The organism is Lysinibacillus agricola (genome assembly GCF_016638705.1).
In the GTDB taxonomy this organism is placed as follows: domain Bacteria; phylum Bacillota; class Bacilli; order Bacillales_A; family Planococcaceae; genus Lysinibacillus; species Lysinibacillus agricola.
In genome coordinates this window covers 3,235,060-3,247,159 of the sequence record NZ_CP067341.1, presented here as the reverse complement: position 1 = coordinate 3,247,159, position 12,100 = coordinate 3,235,060, and the positions used below count along the sequence as shown (strand labels likewise).

General features: G+C 35.3%; 9 protein-coding genes and 1 pseudogene. 9 read left to right on the top strand and 1 reads right to left on the bottom strand.

Annotated elements, in window-relative coordinates; translation table 11 throughout:
- Positions 1 to 112: 112 nt before the first annotated feature.
- The 3 genes from FJQ98_RS15790 (at position 113) to FJQ98_RS15780 (ending at position 2,728) form a co-directional block, all read left to right on the top strand.
- On the top strand, positions 113 to 652 hold the full coding sequence (locus tag FJQ98_RS15790; RefSeq protein WP_053596758.1) for a dihydrofolate reductase: 540 nt from the start codon (positions 113 to 115) through the stop codon (positions 650 to 652).
- A complete protein-coding gene (locus FJQ98_RS15785) occupies positions 630 to 797 on the top strand; it encodes a hypothetical protein (protein WP_158003092.1) in 168 nt (55 codons plus the stop codon). Before FJQ98_RS15790 ends, FJQ98_RS15785 begins: the two co-directional genes overlap by 23 nt.
- A gap of 107 nt (positions 798 to 904) precedes the next feature.
- The gene (locus FJQ98_RS15780) at positions 905 to 2,728 is read left to right on the top strand and encodes a recombinase family protein (protein WP_053596757.1); all 1,824 of its coding nucleotides are present in this window, start codon (positions 905 to 907) and stop codon (positions 2,726 to 2,728) included.
- Here FJQ98_RS15780 and FJQ98_RS26875 read toward each other — a convergent pair.
- A pseudogene (locus FJQ98_RS26875) lies at positions 2,623 to 2,874 on the bottom strand (radical SAM/CxCxxxxC motif protein YfkAB); the annotation flags it as partial. The gene FJQ98_RS15780 and the pseudogene FJQ98_RS26875 sit on opposite strands and share 106 nt — an antisense overlap.
- A 266-nt stretch (positions 2,875 to 3,140) precedes the next feature.
- Between FJQ98_RS26875 and FJQ98_RS15775 the strand changes: the two are divergent.
- From FJQ98_RS15775 to FJQ98_RS15750, 6 genes are all read left to right on the top strand, one after another.
- The gene (locus tag FJQ98_RS15775) at positions 3,141 to 3,845 is read left to right on the top strand and encodes a YjjG family noncanonical pyrimidine nucleotidase (RefSeq protein WP_053596756.1); all 705 of its coding nucleotides are present in this window, start codon (positions 3,141 to 3,143) and stop codon (positions 3,843 to 3,845) included.
- Between the two features lie 376 nt (positions 3,846 to 4,221).
- Complete coding sequence (locus FJQ98_RS15770) at positions 4,222 to 4,848, top strand: 50S ribosomal protein L25/general stress protein Ctc (protein WP_053596755.1); 627 nt, start codon at positions 4,222 to 4,224, stop codon at positions 4,846 to 4,848.
- Between the two features lie 177 nt (positions 4,849 to 5,025).
- Positions 5,026 to 6,264, top strand: a complete 1,239-nt coding sequence (locus tag FJQ98_RS15765; protein ID WP_053596754.1) for a DUF2399 domain-containing protein — start codon at positions 5,026 to 5,028, stop codon at positions 6,262 to 6,264.
- Entirely contained in the window at positions 6,243 to 7,667 is a 1,425-nt protein-coding gene (locus FJQ98_RS15760) for a hypothetical protein (protein WP_241774633.1), read from the top strand. Before FJQ98_RS15765 ends, FJQ98_RS15760 begins: the two co-directional genes overlap by 22 nt.
- Entirely contained in the window at positions 7,609 to 8,289 is a 681-nt protein-coding gene (locus FJQ98_RS15755) for a hypothetical protein (RefSeq protein WP_053596753.1), read from the top strand. Before FJQ98_RS15760 ends, FJQ98_RS15755 begins: the two co-directional genes overlap by 59 nt.
- Positions 8,286 to 11,492, top strand: coding sequence for an AAA family ATPase (locus FJQ98_RS15750; protein ID WP_053596752.1), 3,207 nt, complete (start codon positions 8,286 to 8,288; stop codon positions 11,490 to 11,492). The genes FJQ98_RS15755 and FJQ98_RS15750 overlap by 4 nt, the downstream gene beginning before the upstream one ends.
- The last annotated feature ends 608 nt before the right edge of the window (positions 11,493 to 12,100 follow it).

Below are 12,100 nucleotides of genomic sequence, written 5' to 3'. Positions count from 1 at the left end.
TAAGACACTCACTCATACGTGACTTAGAAGTGAATCAGGTAAATTCGGTTTAGTCACATCTTGATTTTACTATCAAGTCACGTATTAAGTCAATGAAAAGCAGGAGGATTTCATGGTAATCAATATCATAGCAGCAATTAATAAAACGAACTCTATAGGTAAGAATGGACATTTACTACATAGAATTAAAAAAGATATGGATCGTTTTCGAAAACTTACAACTGGCAACAATGCACATCCTAATATTTGCTTGATGGGCAAAAATACATTTTTAGAATTAGATAAATCTCTAGATAAACGTATCAATGTCGTTTTAACTTCAAATAAGAAGTTTAAAGCACCTAAAGATGTTATTGTAGAATCGTCATTTGATAAAGTATTGAATCATTATCTACATAGTGGAAGCCAAGACAAGGATTTATGGATTTGTGGTGGAGAAAAACTGTTTGAACAAGCGTTACCATTCTCAGATAAAGTTTATATTACATATATTCATGATAATAAAAAGGGAGACAGGTACTTTCCTTATGAACAAGTTAAGCAACAATTTAAAATAATACATAAAGAAGAACACGAAGAAAATGGATTGAAGTTTGAATTTATTGATTATGTAAGAAAGGATGATTTTAATGGGGAAAATGAAAAATTTTGATGACTTAAAGGTACGAAGTATTCCTTCTGTCAAAGCTGTTGAGTTTGATTATAGTGATGAGGCTAAAAAAAATAGAGAGCAATTAGAAGATAATATCATAGATTTATTCGTATCTTACTTTAAAAATAATACATATAGAAATTAATATAGAAAAAATCAAGAGATACTTCGGTCATTTCTTGATTTTTTTGCTAGTTGTTATAAAATATAATCAATGGTTATAGAAAATATAAATATGGAGGTCGTCTATTAATGAGTTTATTTTCAACTAAAAATAAATACAACAAAACATCAAAGAATACTGATGTCATCGAACAAAATACAATATCAATTGGCGTACTAATTCGAGTATCTACTGATATGCAAGTTGAAGAAGGTGACTCACTAGAGATGCAAATGGATCTTGCAAACAATCACGCAAAACAAATTAAAGGTTTGATATATAAACCTTATATTGAAGAGGGAGTATCTGCTAGGAAGGTAAGGATTGAAAATCGAAATATTATTCAAGAGTTAATGCAAGATATAAGAGATGGAAAAGTTAATTATGTCATTGCTTATAAGCGAGATAGAATGTTTCGTAACACAATGGAGTATATAGGATTCCTTCAATTTTTAGCAGATTACAACGTGGAAATCTATCTTTCTGCATCTGGTGAACAACAAGTAGACTTAGAGGCGTTTAAATTCGCAGGAGCATCTAAAATGATGGAAGTTGTCATGTCTATGGTTGCAGAAATGGAAAGTGCTACAACTGCAACTCGTGTGTCAGATACCATGTTAATGAAAGCTAAAAAAGGTGAATTTACAGGTGGAAGTGCGCCAATTGGATATACATTTGGTAAAGGACAATATAAATTAGAATTATTACCAAGAGCAAAAAAAGTAATTGAATTAGTAGAAGAACTATATTTAGAAGGAATTGGAATGCTCTCAATTGCAAAATATCTTAATGGTGGAAAAATAAGAGGCAAAGAACAACTAAAAGAACCGATATTGAAGCCAATACGAATAGAAGAATCTACCGTTGAAGAATGGAATCATAAAAATATTCATACGATATTATTTAATCCAATTTACACAGGTCATTTTTCGTATGAGAGTAAAATGAATCCAGATTTAGATCGTGTAATTGAGAGGTCTGAATTAATTGAAGTTTGTCGCACAGAAGAGAAACAGAAGAAGATTAATAGTGCCTATGAAAAAAGAAAATCAGGCGTAAGTGAAAGGGTGACATTAAATACTCAATTTCTATTATCAGGGTTAGTATATTGTTCTGAATGTGGAGAGCGAATGACTGTTATTACATCTCAACCTAAAAATGCTAAAAAACAGTTTTCCTATTACACTTGCCGAAATAAACGTTCATCAAAAAAAGATAATTGCCAACACAATACTTTATACAGAAAGGAAGTATTAGAGAAAATTGTTGTCGATATAGCTAAAGAAAAAATTCAACATTTGATTAAACCAGATATGATAGAAACAATTAAACTGAAATTAGAAGCTGATAAGTTCACTTATTCATCAGAGGCAGACAAAGTAAAAAAGGATATCGATAAACTACAAACAAAGTTAGATAACATTACTGAGCTTGTATCCGAATTAGATGACGACTTAGATTTACAAATTGTTTATTTAAAAAAACAAAAAGATATCTTACATGAATTGAATGATATGAAAGAATTTTATTCAACATTAGAAGAAAAATCTATTCAAGATCAAGACAACTCTTTTAACCTTGAGGAATTCATGGGATTGGCAGTTAAGTTTGGACATGCATTTGACAGTGCTCCGATAGGTGTGAAGAAGCAAATGCTGAACAATCTATTCTCAGATATTTATATTAATAAAGGCGGGGACATTCGTATGATGCTTAAAGTTGGGTTATCCGACATTAAAGGTGGCAAGGCTAGTAATGACGGCGCTTCAGATGACTTAAATGAAGTTATATCTTCTATAATGGGGCGTTCTCCGCCAGTAATCGAGATTGTTTTAAGGTGTGGAATTTCATCTAAACGCTTCGTTAACAAGTCGATTGGTAATGCTTCAGGGTCTTTATTTTGCAATGTATAACCTACTGCGCAGTGAGCACAGCGCATATTACAAAGTGTTGTTGTTGTAAATTCAATATTGGATAGTGTCATATGCCCATGTTGTTCAACATCTAAGTACGCTTCCCATGGATCCAAGACAGGCGTAATTTTTTGTAAGGTCGTCATATTTCGTACATCTTCCTTTCTAGCATTCTATTGTCTCATATTCGCTAATAATTTCAAATATGAAATTGTCGAAAGGGCTATTTTTAGGTCAGATGATCATTTTTATTACCCAATTAAGGAAATATATTTAACAACTTTCTTCGTAAGACATTTCCCAAAATTCTGTAAACTGGAGAAATAGGTATATTTACTGTCATTTTTTAAAAAAAACGTTATGATAGAAGGAGCAAAATGGTAAAACAGCACCAGAGAAAGTAGGGAATGACATGACTAAGTATGAAACATTATTGTTTGACGTGGATGACACATTATTAGATTTTGATTTAGCAGAAAATGCAGCACTTGACCGTTTATTTAAACAGGAAAATATTGCAACAACTCCAACGATGATTGCGCGTTATAAAGAGATCAATGAGTCAATGTGGCGTGCTTTTGAACGTGGCGAGGTGTCTAAAAATACATTACATAACACTCGATTTTCGGTTGCGTTAAAGGAATTCGGCTTAGATGTAGATGGGGAGTACTTGGAAGCAGTCTTTCAAAAATATTTGAAGGAAGCACATCATTATGTTGATGGTGCCTACGAAGTAATCGAACAGCTTGCCGATAATTATGATTTATATGTCGTGTCAAATGGTAAAACAATGACTCAAAATAAACGACTAGAGGACGCAAATCTAGCTCCATTTTTTAAAGGCATTTTTATCTCAGAACAAACAGGCTATCAAAAACCAATGCCAGCCTTTTTCGACTATGTTTTTGAACGTATCGATGATATAAATAAAGATAAAACTATAATTATTGGGGATTCCTTGACATCGGATGTAAAAGGCGGACTACAAGCCGGAATTGATACATGCTGGTTTAATATACGTGATATTGAAAATACAAGCGATATTCAACCACAATATGAAATTAAAAAGCTTCATGATTTACATTTGTTGTTAGATAATAAAATTGCAATCCTATAAGTGCATGTCAGAACTACACTTCAGCCTGTTCGTAAGCCAGAACAGGCTGAAGTGTAGTTTTTAGATAGAACAATTCTCTAAAAATACGATATTTAACTTAGTTAAGAAGGGAGAAACGAGAGGAAGGGGAAAATCTCAAAGGCTGTATCGGCAGGATTGATAGGCATATCATTGGCCATTCCAATGCAGGCACATGCCTATTAAGAGCCAACCAACTATGTACATATTGAGAAAGCTCCACATTGTGCTTCAACCCACATTTAATGAAGAAACAAAAGATGTAGCCGGAGATCAGTATTTTAATAAAATGTATAAAAATTTATAGAACGGGCAAAAACCTTTTATGAGACTAGTTTCCATGAAAGGGGAAAATACGATGAATACTGTTTTAACTGTAAAAAAACGCGATAAAGGGCGTCATTCATCATTAACTCAACTCAGACAGAAGGGTGCTATACCAGGCGTCGTTTATGGCTATCAAATGGAGTCAACGGCGGTATCACTAAATGCCAGACAATTTGCAAAAATGTTATCTGAATTCGGTCATAAAAGTGTTTTTCAATTAGATGTTGACGGTAAGCGGATAAACGCAGTACTAACAGAAGTACAACGCTGTGCGCTAAAGGGCAATGTTAAGCATGTAGATTTTAAATCCATTAATATGTCAGAGGAACTAGAGGTCGATATTCCAGTAACGGTTAGTGGTAATGCTATTGGAGTTGCCGATGGTGGATTCCTATTACAGCCTAATCGTGAAGTTCGAATAAAAGTAAATCCATCTGAAATCCCTGAAACAATAGAGGTGGATGTGACTGATGTAGCCATCGGGACATCACTTTATGTAGGAGATATTCGCGAAAAGTTTTCCTTTGAAATATTACAGGAAGATGACTATACATTGGTGACGATTACACCTCCTGCCGCTGAAAATGTGCAGGAAGACACAGTGGATGGGACCCCTGAAGTAATCGGGGGTACTGGGAAAAATACAGAGGAAGCTTAAAAAGAAAAAGACTACGTCAGAAATCAGATTGCCTGATGGATGATGTAGTTTTTTTATGATACGTTTTAGCAGATTATTTAGATGAGGTGTAACCCTTACTTCCTTATATAGGTAAAGTATATATACTGCATTCAAAAAACAAGTTTTGTATAATGGAGGGAGAAAGGGTGTGGTAGTATGATAGAACAATTTTTGGCTTCTAATTTTGTCAAAAATAGGGAGCACCTTGAAGTACCTCCAAAATATATTACCGATACAATTAAGCAGTATACGGTAGCGAAACAAACTGCACGAACATACCGCAATGTATCGTTTTTAAAGGTTGGTCAACTAACAAAAACAATGCCGCCGCAAGGGCTATTGAACTATAAATTCACAAAAAATGCAAAGCGGAAACTGTCAGAAGATTTTTCTACAATTCAGAGCTGGATTACGGAAGGCTGGATTATAGAGGAAATTGTTTTCGCGCAAGATGGACGTACCGCAAAAGCAATCCATTACCGGATTGGACCAAGTTTAAAGTACTATTTTGATGCACAGAACGAGCAGCAGACGCAAAAGTTAGAAAATTATGCATTGCAGTTACAAAAAAGTGCGGACATACAGCCAATAGAAGAACTTCAACAAGTTGTACAACAATTAAATGAACTTGTAGCAATGCCCATTGAAAAATTAACACATACGACACAGTTATTGTCCCATTGGTCGATTGAAAAACGATTACGTTTTTTACATTTTTCAATCGGCTTTTTCCAATTGGCAAATAAAGGCGTACTGTTTGATTTTAAAGAAATAGGTGCAACGCTTTTTGATAAGATTGGTGGCTCAAAAGTTTTCGACCGTGAGCAAAAAGAATTTATTGAAGAGCTAGAACGTGTTTTCTCTATTCAAACAAGCGATTGCGGTTTAATTAGTTTAGGGAAAATTACACCAGTCTTTTTTGCAGGTGAGTTAACGGGGACATTTAGCCAATATCAACAAGGTGTTATTCATGCATTAACCGATGATGCTATTTTAAAGGATACATATAAAACGGAGGCTAGTATTATTTGGCTTGTTGAAAATAGGGCAATCCTCACACGAATGGCGAAGGAAACTAGCTTTTTACAGTGTACAAATGCCTTTATTTTATGCTTAGATGGTCAAATAAGATCTGCGCATAAAATGTTGATTCGTCAACTAGTCACCACACAAACAGTAATTATTTGGACAGATTTTGATGTTGCAGGCTTAACAATAGCTAAGCATGCAGTACAAATGATTAATACACCGTATAAAATCATTGCTAGGGACAATCGGACTTTTTCTGATATCGAAGCCTATAAAAAATGGCTACTTGGCGAACTTGAAATAGCTGAGCACGAACAAGAGCAGCAATTAGGAGATGTAGAACAATGGATGAAATGGATACAGTAAAGCGTGCGCCAATCTCTATTTTTAATGTTGAATCAAACACAGCTGAGCTTAAAACATCAATGCGTGATATTGCATCATTGGCTGGAGTATTAAACGAGTTAGGGAGCCAGCAAATTTATGAATCACCACTTGAAATTTTACGGTTTCTGAATACGATTCAGCTTTTATATGAAGAGTCTTTAGGGTTAGCAGGCGTGATTGAGGATACAGAAATGCTGTATTATCGCTATCGCAATACATATATTGATGATGCCCCACCAACCATTAAACAACTTGAACACTTAATTTACATTTTGTCACGTAATAGCTGGCTCACAAAGCAAACGCGTCAAATAAAATTATTAGACCGTGGTAAACGGATGATGGATGCACTTATTCGACTTGCGAACGATTCATTAGCTTATTATTTACAGGATGATATTGGGCGTTCACTCTTCCAAGCACGACGAGATGCGGAGCTCAGTGCAGCCTATGATGATAATGGCATTTCAGGAGGCAATAAAATTGCATCTATGATTCACAATGTTGAAGATGCTATTCAAAAACTGGAACTTCGTCAATTAGAATTTTTTGCAGATCGAAATGCTTTGCCACAGCTTGAAATTATCCATCAGCTAATGCAGGAACTTGAAATAAAAATGCAAGAGCGACTTAGTCAGTTCCGAACAGTAGAAGAGAGCTTAGTAATGAGTGAATTAGTACAACGTGGGACAGCTGTTTTATCAAAGGGAACAGCGCTTAGTCTAGGAATGCTTACGAAATATATTCGCTTTGTAACGATGCAGGATACGCCTCTCTCTGATTCGATTTCACCAGAAAAGATACGTACATTTATAGTAAATATGTATAACCCACCAATCGATTCAAATATCCCAAATGCGTATGATTTATTTAGTTTTATGGAACAGGCACAGTATGAGGACGAGGAACTTGACGGTATTTGGATGCCAATTAAATTTGCTGCTCCAATAGGTGGGCAAGATATTGATGATGCTATTCACTATTTAGAAACCTATGAACCAAAAGTGAATGATCCAATTGAGACTGAGGCGGAAATCGATTTTGAAGAAACAATTGTTGAAGGTGAATCTGTTCAACAATTGTTTGATGATGCAGCTTGGCAAATGACGAAGGCAGTTATTAATACGGATATCATCGAACATTACTTAGACGTACACGGTGAAAGTGAGCTAGAGGAAGTGATGATTGAATCAAGCTCTGCGGAATGGGGAGATGCAATTCGTTCCCTTCTAGCTGTATCAGCTTTAACGAGTAAGCAAAAGGTAAATATGAAGGAAGTATTGGACACAAAACAATTCGATAAACGATGGGAGTGGGTAGAAGATGACGACAGACGATTTACATTACAACGACATAAACGCACAACTCGCGACAATGAGTAATTTACGTGCCTACTTATCGGCGGAGGAAGAGCTAGCATTCATGCAGTTATTATTTTCATCCTCTGCAAGTGTACTAGGCAGTAATTATGGTTTAAGACGCAAGGATCTGGAAAAGCTATTAAACATAAAAAATGATGACAAGGCTTTCTATTCTTTTATTGAACGTGTAAATGCAGCAGTGCATCGCTATTTTCGTGTAATTTATGATGAAAAAAGAACACGTGTGATCGTTATGATGCGAGTTTCTGCAAAGGATGCAAAGTCGACATTAAGCAAAGAGGCACTTGCCATTTTACTGTATATGTTTTATCAGCAGGAAGTACTAAATCATGAATATACATTAGTACAGCAAATATTAACAGATTTTGGACATGAGCTGTTAAATGCGAGTGCTAAATTACTGAAAAATATCGACCAACTGAAAAAAATCGGTGCAGTAGAAGAAAATGAAATTTCAAAAAATGAAAAAGCTTACTCGTTAACAGCGATTGGTGTTCATATATTTTCCGACTCGTTTTTACGAAGAACAGCCGAATTTGCTCAATCCACTCAGTTGAATAAAGAAGAAGTATTGAAATTTTTCAAACGCTATAATCTGTATATTCGGGAGGATGCACTATGATTCCCTATCGTCTGCAGTTTAGTGGTATACGTGACTATAAACCGACGCGCATCGTGTTTGGTGAAGCTGATGATCATATTCTAATCACCGGACCAAATGGAACAGGAAAATCAACTATTTCATTTTGCATGGGAGCGGTACTATATTCGTCAAAAATCGATTTAGAGGGCTTGCGTTCTAATAATTTACCAAGTAATCAAAAATGGAAAGCGATGGCGGAGCTAACCTTTAAAAATGAAGGGCCTTCTCGGATTGACGCAGCACCTTTTGTTTCATTTCGTTTAGTGATTGAGCAGGATGCAAATCGAGGCGCATTACAGCGTGAATATCAAGTCCTAACAGGAGAAACAGAGGATGCATTGACGGTCAGTGATATTTATCGTTCAGGTGATGTAAACCAACGTAATTTTACAACATATAAAGAAGATTTACAGTTTAAATATAAAATTGATTCAGATTTATTTTATTTAATTTGGTATCAGCAAGAAGTGAATCAGTTTGCTGTGATGGCGCCCGAAGAGCGTTTTCGTCGATTTAGTGAAATGCATAATATTACTGAAATTCAGCAATCGTGGGAAACGGCAATTGAAGGTGTTAAAGAGTTGGAACAAGAATTGGCAGCTGCAAAGACAGTTGTTAAGCAGGCTGAATTTAATTTGAAATTAGCAAAAGAAGAATTTGATCGTTTGAAAAATAATAAGGCTCGTTTATATGATGCAGGAAAAGCACATATCCTCTATACCATGACACTAGTCCAATTATACAACAATCAAAAGCAAGAACTTAAAGAAAAACAAAAGAAGCACACAGACATTCATCAAGATACAGAAGAAAAAATAATACAAATAAAGAAACAAATCGAAAAAGCAAAGCTCCTATTACAAGAGCTTCATAAAAAGCAACTGAAAATGGACGAGGAAAAGCGTTCAAAGTCAACATTGCTTGAGCAGTTATTCAAGAAACGAGAGACTCTGATTGCGACAGAGCAGGAATTAAAGGCGCAGCTTGTTCATACAGAAGAACAGCGTAAACAGCTTCGTTTTACAGAGGATGTAACAAAAGCGAATTTCAATGATGCACAGCAAAAACTAGCTATAATTGAACGGCAATATAAACAATTACAGCAGCAATTAATAAATTTGACTGTGCAAAAGGATGAGCTTAATGAAAATCGTTTAACCCTTAAATGGGAGCTAGAGGAAATCGAAAAAGCGGAACAGGAAGCAATCGCACTCCTAGCAGAGCATACGAGTGCTCACCAAGTACAACAAAAAATTACACATCTTGAACAGCAAATTCAGGATTATTATAAGAAAAAAGTTTCGTTAGAGCAGGCACTTGAAAATACAACAATTGAAATTACCCAACGTGAAAACAATCAAATATATTCTGCTCGTCAATTAGCGGGCTTACAACAATTCAAGCAACGAGATATCCCGGCTTATACATTCCGAGACTTAGTGACGTTAGCAGAAGGTGCCACAATAGAGCATGAAAATCGTTTAAATTCAATTAAATATACCATTTTCTATGATGCAAAAGTGAAAGTAGCGTTCAATGATGTGTATCATGTGTCATTGCGTTCAATTGTACCAGAGCGCTTCACCACTAGTTTACCAGCGCAAAAATTAGTTGTTCGACAAGGATTATCGGAAACAGAACAAAATTTTGCCGTAAAAGCATTATGGTGGGTGCAGCAATTTTTCGACATGCAAGCACCTAAAATCGAAGGCGATTTATTAGTAGACGAGAGTGGCTATCGAGGTGCACAAGAAAAAAATACAGTTATTTTAAATGATAAAATGCTGACAGAGCAGTTACACAAAATGCGCAAGCAAAGAACGCAGCTTGAAGTGCAGTTAACAGCAGCGACAACACAATTTAAAGAAAATCAACTCAACTTGCAAAAGCTAAATAGTATTATTAAGGATGTGCAGAAGGCAGAAGCAAGTGTTGTAGATGCCGAATTTAAGCATCATAAGCTACAGTACAAAGCAAAGCTGGACGAGCAGTTTGTAGCGCTTCAGAAGCAAGAAATCCAGATGACAACAGCTCTACAAAACGAGCAAGAGAAAAAAATAGCCATCCAATTTGAATTAGAAAAACTAAAAGCCGAGCTAGGTATTTATGAACAGCTTGGGGCTTTAAAGAAAGTGCAAGAACAGCTTGCTAAAACGAAATCAGAGTTAACAGAAATGAATCGTACTATTGATGAATCAAATAGCACAGTTAACCAATTGAAGGAAGAGAGCTACAAGCTTCATGATGTTTGTAGACAGAAGGAAAGTGATATTCGATCGCTTAAGCGTGATTTAACAGATGCGGAAAATGATGTGCAAGGTACGAAAAAGATGCTTGTCAAATATCAGGAAGAATTCGAAGTGGCAGAGGCCTCTATTTTGCAAGAACAACTTTGTTTGGAAGAGCTAGCAACAATTATTCCAGATATTTTTGCTGAAGTACAAGAAGTGCCTCTAGTAATAAATAGCACTGTGACAAAGCTGAAAAATGATAATACCACAGCCCGTATCAACTTTGAGAATGCGCGAGCTGAAAAAGTGAATCCAGAGGCGGAGCGTAATTATATTGCGGTAAAAGATGACTTTGACATAAAAAAAGAGACAGTAGATCAAACACAGGAATACTTAGAAATCCACAGAAATCGAGCATTAGAAAATGAGAATCGTCTTGAAACGACCATCAATATGAATGTTCTTAAAATTAATAATTTATTTTCGAAATATATGGATGAATTCCAATTTGAAGGAAAAATTGAATATGAACGTTTTGAAGATAAAAAAGGTCGTACGATTTTTAAATTGTATATTAAAGCACGGAAAATAGGTCATAGTGGCCGTTTAGAAGATGTTGGCACAAAGGCCAGACATGGTAAGCTTGGAAAAGGTGTGTCAGGCGGAGAAGAATCATTAAGCTCACTATTATTTGCACTAGCTTTGCTACAAAATTTAAATACTTCACCGAGCTTCATCGTCCTAGATGAGTTTGATAGTGCATTAGATGAGGAGCGGAAAGAAAAAGTGTTTGATTTATATGTAAACGAATTACAACGCAAGCTTATTATTTTATCTCCTAAGGCACATGATGACCATTATTATAATAAATTTTCAACTGTTGTCGTCGTCGAGCACGATTCAGCAGTTCCAATTAGTCGTACAAAAACGATTCGATTGCTCACGCATTAGATAAGAACCTGAGAATATATATAATAGGAGCACTTTTGATAGTATCCCCTTTAAGTAGAAAATGTTAAAAGAGCTACAGTAATCTGTAGTTAACATTTACTTAAAGGGGATTTTTGGATGCCTAGATAAAATCGTATAAAATGATTTTAAATTAGATGTTGTTCAGTCATATTTAGCTTCTATTGCCAAACGATTTGGCGCTCAAATGAAGAGGGGGGTAACTCCATAAGTGGTTCCTTGTTGTTTATTGTATAAACTGGGAATGGATTTGCGATAACGGAAATACATCACTACGTACATACCGAAAGTTGCTAAAAATAGCCAAGGTGGGATAAAACGCATGATGGCAAAGGGGGTCTCAAATACAAAAGAAAAAAAGAACGAAAAACCTTCTGTATCCCATAAACCTGGTGTATAATAAGCATCTTTTATATTGAAAAAATAAAAGTTGTCATTGGAATAACAAAACATTAACCATATAAAAGAGAACCTAGATTATTCATCAACATATACAAAATCCCACAGAAAAACTGACCTATCAGCTTTTCTGTGGGATTCTCTTTTTCACTTAAAAGATGAAAAAAGAATCCATTTCTGTTAAGGTTATT

Excerpts from the sequence above, each read along its gene's own strand:
- FJQ98_RS15790 (WP_053596758.1), top strand. The coding sequence starts at position 113 with ATGGTAATCAATATCATAGCAGCAATTAATAAAACGAACTCTATAGGT.
- FJQ98_RS15750 (WP_053596752.1), top strand. The coding sequence starts at position 8,286 with ATGATTCCCTATCGTCTGCAGTTTAGTGGTATACGTGACTATAAACCG.
- FJQ98_RS15770 (WP_053596755.1), top strand. The coding sequence starts at position 4,222 with ATGAATACTGTTTTAACTGTAAAAAAACGCGATAAAGGGCGTCATTCA.
- FJQ98_RS15760 (WP_241774633.1), top strand. The coding sequence starts at position 6,243 with ATGGATGAAATGGATACAGTAAAGCGTGCGCCAATCTCTATTTTTAAT.
- FJQ98_RS15780 (WP_053596757.1), top strand. The coding sequence starts at position 905 with ATGAGTTTATTTTCAACTAAAAATAAATACAACAAAACATCAAAGAAT.
- FJQ98_RS15785 (WP_158003092.1), top strand. The coding sequence starts at position 630 with ATGGGGAAAATGAAAAATTTTGATGACTTAAAGGTACGAAGTATTCCT.
- FJQ98_RS15775 (WP_053596756.1), top strand. The coding sequence starts at position 3,141 with ATGACTAAGTATGAAACATTATTGTTTGACGTGGATGACACATTATTA.
- FJQ98_RS15755 (WP_053596753.1), top strand. The coding sequence starts at position 7,609 with ATGACGACAGACGATTTACATTACAACGACATAAACGCACAACTCGCG.
- FJQ98_RS15765 (WP_053596754.1), top strand. The coding sequence starts at position 5,026 with ATGATAGAACAATTTTTGGCTTCTAATTTTGTCAAAAATAGGGAGCAC.